This window comes from uncultured Eubacterium sp., assembly GCF_945980375.1.
GTDB lineage: Bacteria > Bacillota > Clostridia > Oscillospirales > Acutalibacteraceae > Eubacterium_R.
Genome location: NZ_CAMFQO010000016.1, coordinates 1 through 19856, shown reverse-complemented (window position 1 = coordinate 19856; position 19856 = coordinate 1). Strand labels below are relative to the sequence as shown.

The 19856-nt window shown below is 40.8% G+C and carries 17 protein-coding genes; 1 reads left to right on the top strand and 16 read right to left on the bottom strand.

Annotation, left to right across the window (positions count from 1 at the left end):
• Positions 1–6: 6 nt before the first annotated feature.
• The 8 genes from Q0P34_RS05535 to mltG all read right to left on the bottom strand — a co-directional run bounded on the left by Q0P34_RS05535 (position 7) and on the right by mltG (position 9278).
• Positions 7–1038, bottom strand: a complete 1032-nt coding sequence (locus Q0P34_RS05535) for a site-2 protease family protein (protein ID WP_294954038.1) — start codon at positions 1036–1038, stop codon at positions 7–9.
• Positions 1038–2186 (bottom strand): 1-deoxy-D-xylulose-5-phosphate reductoisomerase, encoded by a 1149-nt coding sequence (locus Q0P34_RS05530; protein WP_294954035.1) that lies wholly within the window; start codon positions 2184–2186, stop codon positions 1038–1040. Before Q0P34_RS05530 ends, Q0P34_RS05535 begins: the two co-directional genes overlap by 1 nt.
• 13 nt (positions 2187–2199) lie before the next feature.
• A complete protein-coding gene (locus Q0P34_RS05525) occupies positions 2200–3078 on the bottom strand; it encodes a phosphatidate cytidylyltransferase (RefSeq protein WP_294954032.1) in 879 nt (292 codons plus the stop codon).
• A gap of 2 nt (positions 3079–3080) precedes the next feature.
• Entirely contained in the window at positions 3081–3812 is a 732-nt protein-coding gene (gene uppS / locus Q0P34_RS05520; protein ID WP_294954080.1) for a polyprenyl diphosphate synthase, read from the bottom strand.
• A gap of 55 nt (positions 3813–3867) precedes the next feature.
• On the bottom strand, positions 3868–4422 hold the full coding sequence (gene frr / locus Q0P34_RS05515) for a ribosome recycling factor (RefSeq protein WP_294954029.1): 555 nt from the start codon (positions 4420–4422) through the stop codon (positions 3868–3870).
• Between the two features lie 39 nt (positions 4423–4461).
• Positions 4462–5166 (bottom strand): UMP kinase, encoded by a 705-nt coding sequence (gene pyrH / locus Q0P34_RS05510; protein WP_294954026.1) that lies wholly within the window; start codon positions 5164–5166, stop codon positions 4462–4464.
• Between the two features lie 176 nt (positions 5167–5342).
• Complete coding sequence (locus tag Q0P34_RS05505; RefSeq protein ID WP_294954023.1) at positions 5343–8093, bottom strand: leucine-rich repeat protein; 2751 nt, start codon at positions 8091–8093, stop codon at positions 5343–5345.
• A 141-nt stretch (positions 8094–8234) separates the two neighbouring features.
• The gene (gene mltG / locus Q0P34_RS05500) at positions 8235–9278 is read right to left on the bottom strand and encodes an endolytic transglycosylase MltG (protein WP_294954021.1); all 1044 of its coding nucleotides are present in this window, start codon (positions 9276–9278) and stop codon (positions 8235–8237) included.
• Positions 9279–9448: 170 nt separating this feature from the next.
• Between mltG and Q0P34_RS05495 the strand changes: the two genes are divergently transcribed.
• Positions 9449–10435, top strand: coding sequence for a hypothetical protein (locus tag Q0P34_RS05495; RefSeq protein WP_294954018.1), 987 nt, complete (start codon positions 9449–9451; stop codon positions 10433–10435).
• A gap of 81 nt (positions 10436–10516) precedes the next feature.
• On the opposite strand, the gene Q0P34_RS05490 is transcribed toward Q0P34_RS05495, so the two are convergent.
• The 8 genes from Q0P34_RS05490 to mraY form a co-directional block, all read right to left on the bottom strand.
• Positions 10517–11176: a vWA domain-containing protein gene (locus Q0P34_RS05490; protein ID WP_294954015.1), complete on the bottom strand. Its 660-nt coding sequence runs from the start codon at positions 11174–11176 to the stop codon at positions 10517–10519.
• Positions 11177–11282: 106 nt separating this feature from the next.
• A complete protein-coding gene (locus Q0P34_RS05485) occupies positions 11283–12323 on the bottom strand; it encodes an O-acetyl-ADP-ribose deacetylase (protein WP_294954013.1) in 1041 nt (346 codons plus the stop codon).
• Between the two features lie 389 nt (positions 12324–12712).
• On the bottom strand, positions 12713–13810 hold the full coding sequence (gene ftsZ, locus Q0P34_RS05480) for a cell division protein FtsZ (protein WP_178668883.1): 1098 nt from the start codon (positions 13808–13810) through the stop codon (positions 12713–12715).
• 243 nt (positions 13811–14053) lie between these two features.
• Positions 14054–15016: an FtsQ-type POTRA domain-containing protein gene (locus Q0P34_RS05475; RefSeq protein ID WP_294954011.1), complete on the bottom strand. Its 963-nt coding sequence runs from the start codon at positions 15014–15016 to the stop codon at positions 14054–14056.
• Positions 15006–16268, bottom strand: a complete 1263-nt coding sequence (murA, locus tag Q0P34_RS05470) for a UDP-N-acetylglucosamine 1-carboxyvinyltransferase (protein WP_294954009.1) — start codon at positions 16266–16268, stop codon at positions 15006–15008. Before murA ends, Q0P34_RS05475 begins: the two co-directional genes overlap by 11 nt.
• A 44-nt stretch (positions 16269–16312) precedes the next feature.
• Positions 16313–17443, bottom strand: coding sequence for an undecaprenyldiphospho-muramoylpentapeptide beta-N-acetylglucosaminyltransferase (murG, locus tag Q0P34_RS05465; RefSeq protein WP_294954007.1), 1131 nt, complete (start codon positions 17441–17443; stop codon positions 16313–16315).
• A gap of 11 nt (positions 17444–17454) precedes the next feature.
• Positions 17455–18711: a putative lipid II flippase FtsW gene (gene ftsW, locus Q0P34_RS05460; protein ID WP_294954005.1), complete on the bottom strand. Its 1257-nt coding sequence runs from the start codon at positions 18709–18711 to the stop codon at positions 17455–17457.
• A gap of 36 nt (positions 18712–18747) precedes the next feature.
• Entirely contained in the window at positions 18748–19791 is a 1044-nt protein-coding gene (gene mraY / locus Q0P34_RS05455) for a phospho-N-acetylmuramoyl-pentapeptide-transferase (RefSeq protein ID WP_294954003.1), read from the bottom strand.
• Positions 19792–19856 lie beyond the last annotated feature (65 nt).

The window sequence follows — 19856 nt, the reverse complement described above, 5'->3', positions numbered from 1 at the left end:
TATTCATCAAAACAGCCTTGTAATATCGGAAAATGTTACAAGACACATCAGCCCAAGCAACACTGCCAAGCCAACTGCATTAATCATCCACTCATATTTTGACGACATCTTTTTCCTAAAAATTCCTTCATACGCAAGAATGAACAGTCGCCATCCGTCAAGAGCAGGAAACGGAAACAGATTGAATATACCGATGTTAATTGTTAACAAAGCCATAATCCTAAAGGTTGAGGTCAGGCTGATTTTTACCGCACCCGACACAACGCTGACAGCACCCACGGGACCACTCATATCGGACAGCCCGTATTTACCTGTTATCAAATCGTGAACAGACAGAAATATTATTCTGCAAAAGGACATAAACTGCCGAAGTGTTTCTTTAGTAACATTAGGAACATTCTTTTCCACACCGTACAGATAAAAGTCCATATCAATATACTGCTTACCGTCTATTGTTTGGGTATTAAACCTTGCATTTACGGTTTGGGTTTTGCCGTCACGCTTTACAAGAAATTCAACCTCATCATCGGGACTGCGTGAAAAGCCTGTGCTGATATCGGTAGTGGTGTACACCCTCATACCGTCAATTGCCAAAATTCTGTCATCAACCCTAAGCACAGACGATGAAACTGCGTCCTCATCAAAATCCGCAATAGCGGGAACACCTACAAGGTTTTGCGAGCAAACCATACCAAGAATGATAAGTATTCCGAGGAGTAAATTCATCAAGGCGCCTGCCACTACAACAAAAATACGCTGAATTACCTTTTTGTTTACAAATGCGTTTTCATCATCGCTATCCTTATCCTCGCCCTCCATAGCACAATATCCACCGAACGGGATAATGCGAAGGGTGTAATCGGTGTCGCCTCTCTTTATTTGAAAAAGCTTTGGACCCATCCCTATGGAAAACTCGTTGACCTTAATTTTCATCAATCTGGCAGCGATGAAATGACCGCCCTCATGTATGACAATAATCAGTTCAAAGAACAACACAGCAATAACAATGGGATAAACTGTTTGCCAAATATTCGACATTACTTAACGCACTCCAATACAAAATCCCTTGCCCTACGGTCTGCCTCAAGCACATCCTCAAGGGTAAAGTCGGTTTTATTATCTGCCCTTTTCATGGCTTCATTATTAAGATATGCTATATCGGTAAATTTAATTTTTCCCGCAAGGAACAATTTTACGCTTTCTTCATTAGCACCGTTTGCGGCTGCCGGATGAAGCCCTCCCATTTCTATTGCATCACGGCAAACGTCAATGCACTTAAAGGTTGCGTAATCAGGTTCAAAAAATGTCAATTTGCCGTAGTCAGCAAGAGAAAGCTCTGCGACAGGACTTTCTATCCTTTCGGGATAGGTAAGCGCGTACTGAATAGGTATGCGCATATCAGGCACACCAAGCTGTGCAATCATTGAATTATCCTGATACACAATAGCGGAATGAACAACGGACTCTCTATGCACAACAATTTCTATATCATCATTAGGCATATCAAACAACCACTTTGCCTCGATAAACTCAAGCCCCTTATTCATCATTGTAGCGCTGTCGATGGTTATTTTTGCACCCATATCCCAGTTTGGATGCTTAAGCGCATCGGCAGGGGTGACATCCTTTAACTCATCAAGTGATTTGCCAAAGAACGGACCGCCCGACGCAGTAAGAATTATCTTTTTTATTGCTTCCTTTCTCGGTGAGCCCTGCATCGCCTGAAAAATTGCAGAGTGCTCACTGTCAACAGGAAGAATGGAAACGCCGTTTGCCTTTGCAAGATTTGTTACCAAATGACCGCCTGCAACAAGGGTTTCCTTGTTTGCAAGGGCAATTGTTTTTTTTGCCTTAATTGCCTCAAGTGTCGGCTTAAGACCAACCATACCGACAACCGAATTAAGCACAGTATCTGCGCCGTCGTAGGTTGCACATTCAATAAGGCCGTCCATACCGTATGTTACCTTGGTATCGGTGTCGGCTATTTTTGTTTTTAGCTCGGCTGCTGCCTGCTCATTCATCATACAAACAAGCTCCGGCTTAAATTCCCTAACCTGATTTTCTATCAAAGCAACATTTGAATTGGCGGTTAAGCACTTTATGCTATATCCTTGAAGCCTTGCGACATCAAGCGACTGTGTACCTATTGAGCCTGTTGATCCAAGCAATGAAATATTTTTTGTCATAGCAATTCAGCTCCTATTTTACGGCATAATTAATAATCATAACCACACAGTATGTAAGCGGAATCGAGAAAAGTGAGGAATCAAATCTATCCATAACTCCGCCGTGTCCGGGGAAGATTTTGCCGAAATCCTTAACATCAAAATTACGCTTCAAAACGGAAGCGGAAAGATCACCCATCATACTGAGGAATGAAATAAACGGTTCTGCAACAAGCAATGCCGTGATAAGCTCCTTTGGAAGCGGTGTATATGCAAGCTTTGAATACAAAGCCATAGCAATAGCGTTAAGTGCAAATGATGTTGCTACACCGCAAACCGCACCCTCAACGGTTTTTTTAGGCGAAATGCGTGGTGACATTTTGTGCTTGCCAAATGCCATACCTCCAAGCTGAGCACCTGTATCTGTACCCAGAGCAGTTATAAGCGCATAGAAAACAAGATAAACACCAAGCTGTGACTTAAAGCCGTAAAAATCACGAAGCACACCGAACATTGAAAAACCGTAAGGAACTGCTATTGATGCAACAATGCTGACTGCCACATCCTCAAATTTTGTATGCTCAAAATCAAAAATCATTGCAAGGAAAAATGCAATAATGATAATTACAGGCAAGGTCATACCCGGCAAAAGCGAAATTAACCTGCCCCATTTTTCGCCGATAATCCAAGGCATCATAATGCTTTCACTTGAAGTAAAAGGAATTACGGCGCCCATTGCCGTACCGAAAATCAAAATGAATTTGTTAGTAACCTTTGCACATTTCATAATTTCGTTTGCGGCAACTGCAGATAAAAACGCAATTACTGCAATAAACAACGGTGTGTATATTTGCCACACAACAACTGCAAGCACGGCAAGAAGAACTGCGGCAGTAATAACTCTTTGCTTCATAATTATCCTCCAAATCTGCGATTTCGTTTTTCAAACTCAAAAAGTGCAGAATACAAATCATTTACTGTAAAATCGGGCCATAAAACATCGCTGTACCAAAATTCGCTGTAAGCCGCCTGCCACAGCAAAAAGTTTGAAAGCCTTTGCTCGCCCGACGGACGAATTATCAAATCACAATCAGGAACGGTGAAAAGATTATTGCTTATATCGTCCTCGGTTATTTGCGTTTTACCGTCGGCAATAAGCTTATTTACCGCACACACAATTTCCTGTCTGCCTCCGTAGTTTACTGCAACTGCAATATCACAGCCGGTATTGTTTTTTGTGTCCTCCTCTGCTTCCTCTACAAGAGCAAGGATGTCATCGGGCAAGCCCTCCTTTATACCGACAAACCTGATTTTGTTATTATCGGCTGCGGTAATATCCTCCTTTGCTTCAAGAAGATATTCCTTAAACAGCCTCATAAGAGCTTCAACCTCCTCCTTAGGTCTTTTCCAATTTTCTGTTGAAAAAGCGTAAAAGGTTGCGTGCTTAATGCCAAGCCTGCCACATTCCTTTGCTATTGTGCGAAAGGTTTCGGAGCCCTGCTTGTGCCCTGCCGAACGAGGAAGACCGCGTTTTTTTGCCCATCTGCCGTTGCCGTCCATAATGATTCCTATATGCTCCGGCAAAACATCAAAGGCAGGTCGCTCCTGCGACAGCTCGGCTGATTTTTTACTGAAAAGAGCCATAATTATTACTCCTAAAAAAGTGTTATAGGGCGAAGCCGTAGCGTCGCCCAAGCTTTAATTAGATGGAAAGAATTTCTTCTTCCTTCTTCTTTGTCATATCTTCAACATTTTTGATGTACTTATCGGTAAGATCCTGAAGCTTCTTTTCGCCGTCCTTTTGATCATCCTCGGTAATCTCGTTGTTTTTCTTAAGCTTCTTGATGTCATCCATAGAATCTCTGCGGACATTACGAACAGCAACCTTTGCTTCCTCCCCACGCTTTGAAACATCCTTTACAAGAGTTTTTCTGTGCTCCTCTGTAAGCTGAGGGAATGTAAGGCGGATAACCTTGCCGTCGTTTTGCGGATTAATGCCGATTTCCGAAACGTTAATTGCCTTTTCTATCTCCTTGAGCATTGAAGCATCCCAAGGCTGAATAACAAGCATTCTCGGCTCAGGAACAGATACGGCAGCCATTTGGTCAATCTTTGTAGGTGTTCCGTAATAATCAACCATAACATTGTTGAGAACATTTGGGTTTGCTCTGCCGGCTCTTATTGTAGAGAAATCTCTATCCAATGAGTCAAGGCATTTTTCCATTCTTTCAGTTGTTTTTGCAAAAATTGTATCCATAATTAAACCTCTCTTAAATTATATAAATTACTTTTCGAACTATTTTACGGTTGTGCCTATCTTTTCACCCGAAACTACACTCATAATATTATCGGGGTGGTTAAGGTTAAACACGATAATTGGCATTTCATTGTCCTTGCAAAGAGAAAATGCGGTTGAATCCATAACCTTAATATCTCTTGTGATAACCTCCTGGAAGGTTACGTCATCGTACTTAACAGCATCATCAAATTTGTTAGGATCCTTGTCATATACGCCGTCAACATTGGTTGCCTTTAGCAAAGCATCGGCGTTAATTTCCACACTGCGAAGTGCGGCAGCAGTATCGGTTGAAAAGAACGGTGAGCCTGTACCGCAGCCGAAAATAACTATTCTGCCCTTTTCCAAATGGCGAATTGCTCTTGAGCGAATGTACGGCTCTGCAATTTGACGCATCTCGATAGCAGTTTGAACTCTTACATCTGCACCGAGCTGCTCCAATGCGTCGCAAAGAGCCAAGGAATTCATAGCGGTTGCAAGCATACCGATATGATCTGCCCTTGCACGATCCATATGCTCACTTGTTCTGCCACGCCAAAAGTTTCCGCCGCCGACTACTATGGCAACCTCTACTCCTGCATCTGCAACCTTTTTTACAGATTTGCAAATATTGATTACGGTATCGTTATCAATACCCTTACCGGCAGCACCTGCAAGCACCTCGCCGCTAAGCTTTAACAAAATTCTTTTATATGCTATGCCCATATAAAAATCCTCCGTTACACATATTTCCTTTATATAATAATATAAATTATTCTCAAAGTAAAGAAAATATAAAAAATAAATAATTACAAATAAGTTACAATACGACAAAATACATCGAAAAGCACTATAAAAACGGCTTATCGAAAAAACATCGACAAGCCGTTTGACAGTAATTATTAAGCTTCCTTTTGATACATCTCGGCAGACGCCGCAGCCTGAGCAACCGACGAATCGGTTGTTTGCGTATCTTCTGTACCTGATGCATCACCGTTATCCGTTGTGCCGGTATCCGACGTATCCCCCGCCTGTGAAAGCTCCTCCTGATACTTAAGGTATTTCTTATTCAACTGATAAATCAACGCATAATCCTTTGCGTTTACAAAGTTGTCACCGTTAACATCCATATACGAAATGTTATTTACATCAACTCGTTTATCAGGCACCTGATTATAGTAATATATACTCCACATTGAATAAAGCCAAGCACCCGTTTTTGTATCAAGTCTTCCGCAATGCTTACATGAATAAATAACACTGTAAGGCTCAACATTTAACGATCCGCTGATTTGCGAAGAGCTCGGCTCGTTGTAAACACGGACAAGCTGATATTCGTGTGCAAGTGGTGCGCCCTGCTGATTGCCTGTTGAAAGGTTACACAAATCACAGGTGTCAACATAGATTTCACCGGTCAGGCAGTTTGCCTGCGTTATAACCGTGTGCTTATAATAACCCTCTATCCATTCCTTGTGAACAATCTCGGAGGTTTCCTTTTGAGTACAGCCCTCACGGGTGCAGGTAGGTGTTGACAAAACATGCCCCGGCTTATCCGCTATTTCTACCTCAACATTCTCATAAGCATGACCGAGAGGGTCAATTACAAACTCGTAATATTCTGAGCATCTGACACAGGTTGCGTGGCCGGAGCCTGCATTTTCGCAATCAGCAGGAGTGTCTATAACCCTTTGGTTTGCGTATGACAAATGTCCCTTTGCAGGAACTACCTCAACCTTTTCGCTTGAGCAACGCGAGCAAAGATAGGTTTTTGAGCCATCCTCTGTACAGGTTGAAATGACATTTTTATCGGTCTGCAAAACATAGTTGTGGCCCAATGCATCAACTACATTGTCCTTTTTTGTTGCACCGCACGCCTGGCAGGTATAATTTGTTTGTCCCTTTGTGGTACATGTAGGCTCTATTGTTTGAGTGGCAAGCCAATCATGGGTGCCTACTGCCTCAAGGGTAACATTTCTTGTTTCACCGCAGATATCGCACTTATCACGTCTTAAGCCGTTTGTTGTGCAGGTTACGTTTACAATTATGGTAGGAGTGTATTCGCCCTCTATCCACGCCGTATGCTCCGTTTGGCAGATTTCGGTACCGCAAACGGTACAGGTATAGTACTTGTAAATATGTCCGTCAACATCGGTTTTATCTTCTGTTCTTGCAGGATTTTCAAGGTCAATCGTATGGTCAGCCATAGGGATAGCCTCTGTTACATCCTGGTCACATACAGAGCAATGACCTGTCCTTGAGCCTTCCTGAGTACAGGTCGCTTGGCTTGTAACAACCCAATTATCAACGGTATGGCCTGTGCTTGCCACAGCATTCCTTTGGATTACGCCGCAGCCCTCAACCGTGCAGGTATACTTCTCCCAGCCGGCAGATGTACAGGTTGCATTACAGTCATAAGTATAATATCCGTCAACCCAAACATACTTTTTATTTACTGTTCCGCTTTCCTCGGTTTCTACATGCTTTGGAACAGTCTTTTCGTCACCGCACAGAGAGCATTTTGTAAACTCTCTGATATGTCCGTCAACCTCTGTGTCATCCTGTGTTGAAAGGACCTCGTAGTTGTGGCCTGTTGCCTTAATTGTTGATGTTGAAATAACGGTATCGCAGTCGTCACAATAAACCTGCTGTTGACCGTCGGTGGTGCAGGTTGCGGGAGTGATAATGTCTATATGCGTATTTTCGTGAGCGCAGGCATCAAGAGGGACAAAGGTGTAGCCCCTTGATTCTGCGTGAGCCTGTGCCGTTGAGCCTGTATAGCCATGAACGGTAAACTCCTGTGTTGAAGTAAGCTTTGTGTTATTAAAAGCAAGCTCGGCAATAGAGCAATCTCGATTATAAATATATGCATCACGAAGATGGAATGAATCCGCAAAGCCACGTCCCGAAATCTTCGTAATCTGCTCCGGAATTTCAATAGATGTGAGCCTTGAATTATAAAATGCCCATTCACCTACGTCACTTACGGTCGGACCCCAATTGATAGTAGCAAGGTTTGAACAGTTATAAAAGCACTCAACAGGTATTTCGGTTAATCCACTGCCAAAGGTAACCTCTGCCAAGCCGGAGCAATTAACAAACGCACCTGTTCCAAGGCTTGTAAGACTGTCGGGAAGCACAACTTTTTTAAGCGAAGTACATTCACGAAAGGCTACCGCTTCAATGGTTTCAAGTCCTTCAGGGAAAACAATACTTTCAAGCGATACGCACTGACGAAATGCACCGTATGAAAGAGTGTTTGTACCTGCATAGCCACCGGTAGCACCGGCGCCTCTGATAATCTTAAGCGTAGACGGAAGCTGTACAGAGGTAAGGTTTTCACACTTAAAAAATGAGTACTCACCAATACCTGTTACACCCTCTTCAACAATAACGGTTTTAATTTGTTCCTTAACACTTGTCCATGGAACCTGATGATTTAAGCCCAAATTAGTATCCCTAAAATCGTACATATCGCCTTGACCGGAAATGGTAAGAGTACCTGTATCGGAATCAAAGGTGTACTGCAAATTCGGACCGGGTACGGTAACTGCCGCTGCATCAACCACCATAACAGACATAAAGGTTGACACAACAAGAACAACGCTCATAACAAGCGAAAGCACCCTTTTACTTACTGATTTGTTATTTTTCAAAACAATCACCTGTCTTATTACATAATTATACATCTACATTTTATCACACAGGCGGAAAATATTGTAGATACAAATCACACAAAAAATAACCACCTGTTTTGTGCAGGTGGTCTAAAATATTTAATTATATCATTTTCAAGGCTATTTCCATGGATACTGCTTTTGAAGCCTTACAAATTCGTCATAATCCTTTGCAAAGTGAAATTCCTGCTGTAAATCAGAGAAGAAATACAGATAATCGGTTTTTGGATAATTTACCACAGAGTCAATGATATTCGAGCCGCTGTTTGTTATAGGACCTGCCGGCAAGCCTTGGCAACGATAGGTGTAATAAGCATCATAAACCTCCTGTGAAAAGCCATAGCTGTCACGCAGGTCACGAGCATAAAAATATGTTACATCCGACTGAAGCTTGGCGCCTTTTTTCAGTCTGTTCATAAAAACGGACGCAATGTTCTTTGCGGATTTTTGCCCGAGTGCCTCCTCCTGAACAACAGAGGCAAGAGTTATTAACTCAAACATAGTCATATTGTTATTCTCGCAAAAGGCTGTCATATCATCGGTTATACGATAATCAAAGGCTTCAAGCATTTGCTCGGCAATATCTCTTGCATCGCTGTTCATTGCAAAATCATAGGTTGCAGGAAACAAAAAGCCCTCAAGCTTATAACCAATAATGTCTGTATCGGGCACAGTTTTCAAAAAATCAAAATCAAAGCCGTCGGTGGATTTGCACACATCAAGAAAGTCGTTTGCCTTGCAGATATTATTCTTCTCCAAAATATCTGCAATTTGCATAGCATTTGTACCTTCGGGAATACAAACCTTAACCGATTTATGAGATATATCGGGATTTTGGAGCTTTTGTGCAATATCCTCATAGCTCATATTTGAATTCATATTATACTCACCGTTGATATATTCAAAATCCGGATAATGACTGCTCATCCAATTTGTCCACACGGTATCCGAAACAATTACCCCGTTTGCAGCAAGCTTTTGCCCAATCTCGTATTCAAAATCACTTTTTTCTATAATTAGGGTATATGGCTTATCCTCTTGATTTTTACCTGTAATATCATTGTTTACAACACCGTATGCGTATACACCCGCCACTGCCAAAGCAATAACAATCAGTATAACAAGTAAAATTACGGGTAGCTTTGAACGTTTTTTACCGGCCATTGATATTCCTCCGAGTATTATCATTTGTTATTACAAGTATATCATACATTCAACACACATTGTTTGTCAACCATATGTTTTTTGATACAAAACGACAAAAAATGTCAAATTTTGTTGATTTAGGAATACAATGATGTTATATTAAACTATATATTTTTGGAGGTGAAGGAATGCGAAAAATCAAAGCATTTTTCATTATTGCATTAAGCATAGCAATTACCGTAAGCACTGCTGTTACGGGATTTACTGCATATTCCTATGACGACAGTATGCTCACCGACACCTCTTGGACGGAAAGTGAAAATGCCGTTACAAAATCAGTATCATATGAGACTGAAAACGGAATTGCCGAATGTACGATAAGCTATCTTATTGATGAAAACAACAGCTGTGCATATTTTCAAGTTCTCGCCGTCAATGCACAAATAAAAAAGAGCAGCAGCATACAAATTGAATTTAACATAGACTCCGACACCGAGAAATATTCCTTTTATGTTGATAAGGACGGTGTTAAGGGAAGCACTGATGTGTGCAAGAAATTCGGTGCAGGATGTAGATTTTTCAACGCACAAAATACAGGTAGCGGAATATATGTTGTTGCACTTGATGTAAAAACAAAAGCACTCGAAAACAGGATGAAAATTGCATTATGTGTTGATAATGTCAAGTTTAATTTGATTGACGGTGTTACCTTAAATAAGATAACAGCTACCAAGAAACCGACAACAACCAAGGTAAAAGCAACAAGGGCTAACAAGACACAGTATTCAGCCGATGGAATTACGGTTGAAAAAGGAAACGCAAATAATCCCGAAAAAGAAGATAAATCCACAAAATTTACAGCTTCACACAAATACACAACGGCTAACAGCAAGAGCGATTCATCTGTAACAAAATACCGAGCATCCGGCATTTTATCCACCGAAAAAAGCGGTGCTGTTCCCGAGACGGCAAGTCAAATAATCTATAACCCAAAAATATCAGATAACGCGAAAGGTAAACGGCAAATACTGATTTTAACAGGCGGTATATTAGGAGCGGTAGGACTGCTGCTGATAGGCTTTTCCGCAGGACACTTAAATGCCGAAAAGAAAAAATCCAAAGAGAACACAGAAGAAGAAACCTCTTTGAATGACGAGGACGATTTTGAGTTTTAACAATAAAAACGGCTCAGCTTCAAAAAACGAAGCCAAGTCGTTTTATTTTACATCAGTAATATTTTATACAAGTAGTAATATTTATCTGTTGTTAAAGTCATCATTGATTGCGGTTGACCAATCTGCAGTTAGGGGTGCACAGGCTCTTATATTGCAACAAGCATCTGCAACAGTGTCATAAACCACTTCTGTTCCTTTTTCATCTGCGTGATAGTTAACTGCTCTATCCTCATTGATTCCGAAATGCTTTGCAGTTTCAACTGCGTCAATGTTAGCACCAATGAAAAGAAATTCCCAACCGTACTTTTCTTTCTCGTGCTCTATCATCCTTTTTACTTGGTCGCTTGAATACTTACGACTTGCATTTTCGTAGCCGTCGGTAATAATCACAAACATTGTGTGCTCGGGAACATCCTCTCTCCTTGCATATTTATGGATATTCTTGATATGATGAATTGAGCTTCCTATTGCATCAATCAACGCTGTGCAGCCACGAACAAAATAGTCATTATCGGTCATAGGCTTAATGTCCGCAAGCTCAACTCTGTCATGTATTACCTGTGTTTCATGGTCGAACAACACCGTTGACACATAGCACTTGCCGTCCTGCTTTTTCTGCTTTTCAATTAGGGAATTAAATCCTCCGATTGTGTCCTTTTCAAGACCTGCCATTGAGCCCGAACGGTCAAGGATAAATACCATTTCCGTAATGTTGTTGTGAATTTTTACATTTTCTTTCATAATAAAAATCTCCTTTAATGAATTTGTTTCGGTTTCTTATCAACCTTACAAGCTCATTATAGGAGATTTGTTTTGTTATTTGGTCGCCTTGAAAGCGACATTATTTTTATGCACCGAGAAGACTTTGATCAAAAGCAAAAAGTGCTTCGTTAATCTCGAATATGTTGTAATTCCCTCTTTTAATAAAGTATTCTATTATTACATCAAATTTGTTGCTGTGCGAAAGCGCAAAGCCGGCTTTTAGAAGCATTTCGTTGGTTTCGGCAAGGCTTAACTCTAATGCAATACAAAAGGCAATAACAGTTGGCTTGCTCGGCTTATAGTCAGGGTTTGAGCGAATTTTGGAAAAAAGCTTTCTGTCGATGTTTGCTTTTTTGTAGCACTCGCTGTCAGTCATTCCCTTTTCATCAATTTTTCGAAGGAGCATTTGCGAAAAGCTTTCATCAAGCTTGATAACTATATCGCTAAGGCCTGCGGTGTCCTCAGGCACAGGAATCGACATAGCGATGTCCTCATTACACGCGTAGCATTTTTCTTCGTTAGAAAGGAACTGTGTTTGAGGCAAAGGCATACTTTCGCAAGCATTATTTATTCGCCTGCTGACATACGCAGAATGCTCGGCAACATAGTTATCGTCTATGTACTGTGCAATATCGGTGAACAGCTTACTGCCTGTGGCAAGAGCATTTTTATTGTAAACAACAATGTATACAAGCATATCATTGTGCATCAAAAATTCGGCGACAGTGTCAACCGCAACCTTGAAGGCCTCGTTCATCGGATAGCCGTAAACACCGCTTGATATAAGCGGAAAAGCAACGGACTCACAATTGTTTTTCTTTGCAAGCTCAAGAGAATTTTTGTAACAGCTTTCCAAGAGCTCACGCTCGTTATTGCTACCGCCCTTCCATTTAGGGCCCACGGTATGTATTACATATTTGCATGGCAGATTGTAGCCTTTGGTAATTTTTGCCTCACCAACCCTGCAACCGCCAAGCTTCATACATTCAAGCAGTAATCCCCTGCCTGCCGCCTTATGAATAGCACCGTCAACGCCCCCGCCGCCTAAAAGCGTAGAGTTAGCGGCATTGACTATTGCATCACACTCAACCTTTGTAATATCGTTTCTTATTATCTGTAACGGCATAGTACACCTCAAAAAATAAATCTATGTGTTAATCATACCTCGTAAGGCAAAATTTGTAAAGACAAACATTCAGTAAATACGATTAATTAAATGTATGGCAAAATAAAGAAAATGAAGAATTTAAGATATTTTGTAAAGCAAAACACTTTACATACAGAAATCGATGTGGATTGATTTGTGGAAAAAATGTGGAAAAGTCCATTTTATGCACCTTGTTATTGTGGAAAACCGTGTGGAAAATGTTAAAAACGTAAAGCAAATTGCTTTTCGCAATGAAAACGCGAAATATTGCAGAAAGTAATATGTGCTTTATAATATATTATATTGACAAACTATTTTACTTTACATACAAAAAAGGCTGCTCGTTTGAGCAGCCTAATTCAATCATATTACTTTTTGAAGAATGAAACGATGTCATTGAACGAATCGTCATCATTTGATGTAAAGCTTGCAGGAGCTGATGGAATCTCTGTTGGAGGAGCAACAGGCTTTGAAGCTGTTGTAGACTTGATCGGAGCACCGGGACCGTCCTCACCGAAGCGAGTAGCGATAACAGTGATGATCATTTCATCCTCAAGCTCCTCATCAAAGTTTGCACCCCAGATGATTTCACAATCAGGATGTACTGCTTCCATAACAACACTTGATGCTGCATCAATTTCCTCAAGACCGATATCTGTTGAACAGGTGATATTAAGAAGAACTCCGCGAGCACCGTCAATAGATGTTTGAAGAAGCGGTGAAGAAATTGCCTGCTGGGCAGCAACCTCTGCCTTATCCTTACCCTTGCCGTGACCAACACCCATATGAGCATATCCGGCATCCTTCATAATTTCTGTAACGTCAGCGAAGTCACAGTTTACAAGACCTGTTGCATTTACAAGGTCTGAAATACTTTGAACACCCTGGCGAAGAACATCATTTGCAATTTCAAAAGCATTGAGAAGAGTAATCTTTTCCTTAGAAACAAGCTTGAGGTTTTCATTAGGTATAACCATCAATGAGTCAACATTAGCAGCAAGCTCGTTGATACCCTCCTGTGCCTGTTGCATACGGCGCTTACCCTCGAAGCCGAAAGGAGTTGTAACAACACCTACTGTAAGTACGCCCATTTCCTTTGCGAGCTTTGCAACAACCGGAGCGGCACCTGTACCTGTTCCGCCACCCATACCGGCAGTAACAAATACCATTTCACATCCCTGAAGAACATCGGTCAATGCTTCCTTTGATTCTTCGGCAGCCTTAAGACCAACCTCAGGTCTTGCGCCTGCGCCTCTGCCCTTTGTTGCCTTTTCGCCGATAAGTATTTTATGTGTAGCAGATGACTTTTCAAGAGCAGGCTTATCAGAGTTAATAGCAACAAACTCTACATCCTTTACTCCGCACTTAACCATACGGTTAACGGCATTTCCGCCGCCGCCACCTACGCCGATTACTTTTATAGAAACAACCTTGTTGTCATCGGTATCAATTTCGTATCTTCCCATTTTTTATTCTCCTTATCTTTATTTTCTGTTTTTTAGGTACAGCACTCGCATTAGGCAGTGCCTCACATTTGCTATTGTAACAGTTTTGTAACCACTTTGCAATACTTTTTAAGAAATATTCGTATTATTTTTTCCAATGTTTATAAAATAATACAAAAAATATTTGTGCATTATGCATAAACTATACAGTTTGTAGTTGTATTTGTAAGAATATCACTTTACACAAGGTTACAGTAAATGTAACTATTTTTTCTCTGTAAAGTAAATCTGTTTACTGTTTGTGGCAGTTAGAGTTCCCTCTGCATCGGGAGCAGTGTCATTAAGCTTTTCAATAGCAGTCAAGGCTGTAAAAAGCTTATCCTCAATATCCTTTGTTTCGCCAAGCTTAATTGTAATTCTGTTGTCGTATACAACATAATTATTAACAAGGCTTTCGGAATACATAGCCGTAACCTCCTTAAGCTTAAGGCTTGTTACGGTTTGCATCATTATCTGTAAATCAGACAACAATTCTTCGTTTGTAAGTTTTGCGGTTTTTCCCGGTGATACATCGCTGAAGGCGATTTTTTTAAGCTCTATTCCCTTTTCGGCAGGTTCCTTAACATTTACCTCAAGAATCTTAAAGTTATCATCAAAATAGGTGTAGGTATTGTCACTGTTCTTTACATAATAAATAAGCTGTGGCTCTGTTATTTTTACAACAACGGTTGACGGAAGCTTGCGTGTAATCTCTACATCATAGATGTACGGCAGGTTTTCCTCAAGCTTTTTTGTTGCTCCCTTTTTATCAATGAGGAACAAATTTTTTTCCTTATCAATAGGCAAAACAGATGTTACCTGCTTGTAGCTGTATTTTTTTGTTCCCTCAACATTTATTGTATCAATTTTGAAAAATACAGTTAAGCTTAGCACAACAATTATCAAAGCAATCAGTGCAATCATACCTACGGCAGTAAAGGCGAGCCTAAACTTTTTCTTTAGCTTACGCTTCTTTTTGCTTCTTACTTCACCGTCTGCTTTTGCTTTTTTTAACGGTTGCTTTGCTTTTGTTGATGCCTTTTTACCCTTTTTATCAGCCTGTGTGCTACGATTTGCAGACTGATCACTGCGGTATATCTTCGGTGGCTCAAGATCAAAAAAGCCAAGCTCATCATTGAGCGGAGCCATACTGTTATCCTTTTTATTATTTGACTTGTTATTTTTCATCGTCTATCCTCTTTACATCAGCATTCAGCAAGGAAAGCTGATGCTCTATATTCTCATATCCTCTGTCGATATGGTGAATATCTGTTATCGTTGATTCGCCCTCGGCAGAAAGTCCTGCGATGACAACTGCCGCTCCTCCTCTTAAATCGGTGCACTTTGCATTTGCACTATGAAGGCTGTTTACTCCGTTAATAACAGCTATTCTGTCATTAACCGAAATATCCGCACCAAACAAATTAAGCTGTTCAATATGCTTAAATCTGTTTTCAAATATAGTTTCCTTAATAATAGATGTTCCGTCAGCAACACACAAAGCCGACATAACAGGTGCCTGACAATCAGTAGGAAATCCCGGATATGCCATAGTTTCTATGCTTTTAACCCGTTTAAGCCTATGGGGAGCTTTTATTTTTACAGATGAATAATTATAGCTTACATCACAGCCCATCTCGTCAAACACAGGCAAGGTAGGCATAATGTGCGACATACAAACATTATTAAGCTGAATCTGTCCTCCTGTAATGGCACAGGCAGACATTAAAGTAGTTGCTAAAATTCTATCGGGGATAACGGTATGCTCTGCTCCGTTTAATTCATTAACGCCCTCGATAGTGATTGTCGGGGTAGACGCACCGAATATTTTTGCACCTGCTTTGTTGAGAAAATCAGCTAAATCTTCTATCTCAGGCTCTCTTGCAGCATTTACTATGGTTGTTGTGCCCTTGGCTAAAACCGAAGCAAGAATAATGTTTTCCGTTGCGCCTACGCTTGGAAACGGCAAAACAATCTCTTTACCGATAACATCTCTGCGAGTGGCGCATACATTATGTCCGTCTGTAAAAACCTCATATCCAAGAGCCTTAAGTCCCTTCAAATGCAAATCAATAGGTCTTAACCCAATATCGCAACCACCGGGAAGATAAAGGCAAGCCTGACCGGTTCGAGACGCCAAAGCACCGAGAAATATTATCGAAGAACGAAGCTCCTTCATTTGAGGCTCAAGAATATTTGAACGAGAGATACTTGTTGCATCAACAATTAAGGTGTTACCCTCCCTGCTTACATTTGCACCCAAGTACCGCAGAATGTTTACAGTAACCTCTACATCGGAAAGCCTTGGACAGTTATGTATCACGGATTTGCCGTTAATGAGCACTGTTGCACAAAGAACAGGCAGAATACTGTTTTTTGCTCCGTGAACATCTATGCTTCCCTCTAAGGCTCTGCCGCCGTTAATTTTAAGACATTTCATAAAACCACCTATGGCAGTTTATGAAATCGGAAAATAAATGTTAATTACACAAGTGACAGGATGATATCCGCAATACGTTCCCTTGCGTCAATGATAGCCATATCCTTTGCGTTTTGTTCAATTTGACTAAGCACATTTTTATCTGCAATAAGCTCATTCATCAATGCCTTTAGCGAAGGCGCAGTTAAATCCTTTTCCTCAAGAATCCTTGCGGCATTACGGTTTACAAGTGCCATTGCATTATGATACTGATGATTTTCGGCAACATACGGTGAGGGAATAAGAATTGACGCCTTTCCCATTGCCTCAATCTCGGACAACGATGACGCACCTGCCCTGCCGATAACCAAATCTGCTGCGGCCATACAGGTGTCCATATTATCAATATAGAGCCTAACCTCTGTGTTACCCTTATAATATATATTTTCGGCTCTTTTGCTAAAGCCGTTTTCTACGAATTTGTCAAGGTATTCAATTCCGTTTGTTCCGACAGAATGAATGTGGTACACATCATCTCTTTGAGAATCCTCAAGAAGAATATCAAGCATTGCATCATTGAGAGGTCTTGCACCGAGTGAGCCTCCAAATGAAAGAACGAGAGGCTTTTCATCGGCAATGCCAAGCTCAATTCTTGCCTGAAACTTTGATTTTTCAAGAAGCTCACCACGAACAGGCAGACCGGTAATGATAACATCATTCTTTGCCTGCATATAACTTCTCGCATCCTCAACGGTGAGCATAACCTTGTCCACCTTTTTGGCAAGCTGCTTATTGGTAATACCGGGATAAGCATTTTGCTCGTGAATACAGGTTGGACAATGCATCTTTACTGCGGCATCAAGCACGGGACCCGAAACATATCCGCCAAAGCCGATAACAACATCAGGCTGAAAATCCTTAATGATTTGCTTTGAATCCTTTTCGGATTTAATAAGCCTTGAAACCGTTTTTACATTATCAATAACAGCCTTTGGCGAAAGTGAGCGCTTAAAGCCGTTAATCTCGATAGTCTTAAATTCAAATCCTGCATTTGGCACAAGGCGAGATTCCATATGATCTGCCGTGCCTACAAACATAATTTGAGAATCGGGATATTTTTGCTGAATGTATGATGCAACTGCCAATGCAGGATTAATGTGACCTGCCGTACCTCCTGTTGCAAATAACAATTTCATAATTATTTACCTCAAAATCTTTTTGTATTTACCCTGCGAGAAATGGAAAGTACAACACCCATTTCAAAGCAAAGCATTAACAGTGCCGTACCGCCGTAGGAGAAAAACGGCAGTGCAATACCCGTATTGGGAATAGTATCGGTTACTACCAATATATTAAACACGGTTTGGATGGCAACCTGTGACACAATACCTATAACTACAAGTGAAGAATACTTATCCTCACATCTTTGTGCAATTTTTACACCTCTCCAGAAAAGAATTCCGAAAAGAGCAATAATAAGTGTAGCGCCGATAAATCCAAGCTCCTCACAGACAATGGAGAAAATAAAGTCATTTTGAGGCTCGGATACATATAGATATTTTTGCTTTGAATTACCCAATCCTACACCCCAAAAGCCACCGGAGCCGATTGCATAAAGCGAATTATTAGTTTGCCACCTTAATCCGAGAGGATCAAAGCCCTTATCGGTCCAGGCTCTGATTCTGTCACCTTGATAGCCGGGCAGAACATCAGGATTTTTAATAACAATAAATGCCGCAACTGCAACGACGCATAAGCCCGCAACATAATACTGCCAACGAGTGCCTCCGCAGAACATCATTGCAATACCTATCATAAATACAAGCAAGGTGCAGGACAAGTGATTTTCCAAAAAAATCAAGCCGCAAAATACGCATATAATAACTGCAGGAACAACTACTCCCTCTTTAATATATTTCATTTTGCGATAATTTTTACTTATATATCCTGCTAAAGTCAAAACAAGACTGAACTTTGCAACATCCGACGGTTGAAAGGTAAAAGGTCCGACCGGAATCCATCTTTTGAAATCTTCACCGCTTCTGTCAAGATCTACGTGATAAAACAAAACAAGTATCAAAAGACCGATGGTTACAAAAAGCAAAGGCTTTTCTATAACCTTAAGAAATCGGAAATTAAGCTTTGACACCACAAGCATTACAATAATGCCGACAACTGCAAACAGTAGCTGACGCTTAAAGAAATAATATGAATCGCCCTTGTTTTGAAGAGCATAAGGATATGATGCCGAAAACAGCATTACAAGACCGATGGTAATTAATGCAAGGGTTGCTGCAAAGAACGACAAATCAAAGCTTCCCTTTGCAAACCAAAAAGAATTTTTAACATCAGAGGCGAAGGAAATCTTTGATGACCTTGCTTTTTTACCGTCATCATAATTTGCAGCCTGACCCTGCGTTTCCCTAATGGAACGACGAGGCGGTTCTAAATCTCTGCCTGCCATTTTATGCAGCTCCTTTCATAGAATAATGATAACAAATTATCTTCCAAAATAAATGAGAACCAATGCCAAAGCACAGCCGATAGCATTTACAACCGAAAAAACAATACAGATTTTCTTTTCCTTCCAGCCACACATTTCAAAGTGATGGTGGATAGGTGCCATCTTGAACACACGCTTACCGTGAGTAATTTTGAAATAACCGATTTGGATAATATCGCTCATTGTTTCGCACACATAAACGATACCGATAGGCAACAAAAGCAACGGGCACTTAATTGCAAAGCCGAGTGCTGTTACCATGCCACCGAGGAACAATGAGCCTGTGTCGCCCATAAAGGTTTTTGCAGGATTCCAGTTCCAACAAAGAAAGCCGAGAACACCGCCGAGCAATGCCGAAGATAATATGGAAAGTCCTGCGAATTTTAATATCACAGATGCAATAATAAAGGTTATTGCAACTGTTGCGGTTACGCTTGAGCAAAGGCCGTCAATGCCGTCTGTAAGGTTTACGCTGTTTACACAGCCGTAAATAATGAAAATTGAAACAAGCCAGAATACTATGGCCGTAAAGAAATTCTTTTCAAAATTTACATTGCCGAGAAACGGAATTGTCCATACGGTATTATGAGAAAGCCAAAGTGTTGCAGTATAACCAAGAGCCATAACAAGCTGACCAAAGGTTTTTTGCTTTGCGCTCAAGCCCTCATTTCTTTTAAGCTTAATTTTGATAAAATCATCGGCAAAGCCTACTACGCCACAGCCGAATGCAAGGCAAAGACCCGCAATGAGCAGAACTAAATCTCTGCCCTTAAATATTGCGGCATAATCACTTTCAAGGTTTCCGCCCGAAAGAACAAAGGTTAACGCACCAACCGCAAAGGCAACTATTATACCGATAATAAACATCAAGCCACCCATATTCGGAGTGCCCTGCTTTGACTTATGCCAGGAAGGACCGATGTCCAATATAGTTTGACCGAATTTTAGTTTTCTTAACCAAGGGATAATTACAAAGCCAAGACCGGCAGTTACGCCAAAGGCAATAACAGCGGTAATTATTGTTGCAACAGTAGTGCTCATTATTTTTCCCATCCTTTATACACAGTATTTATTATATCTTCAAGCTTCATTCCGCGTGAGCCCTT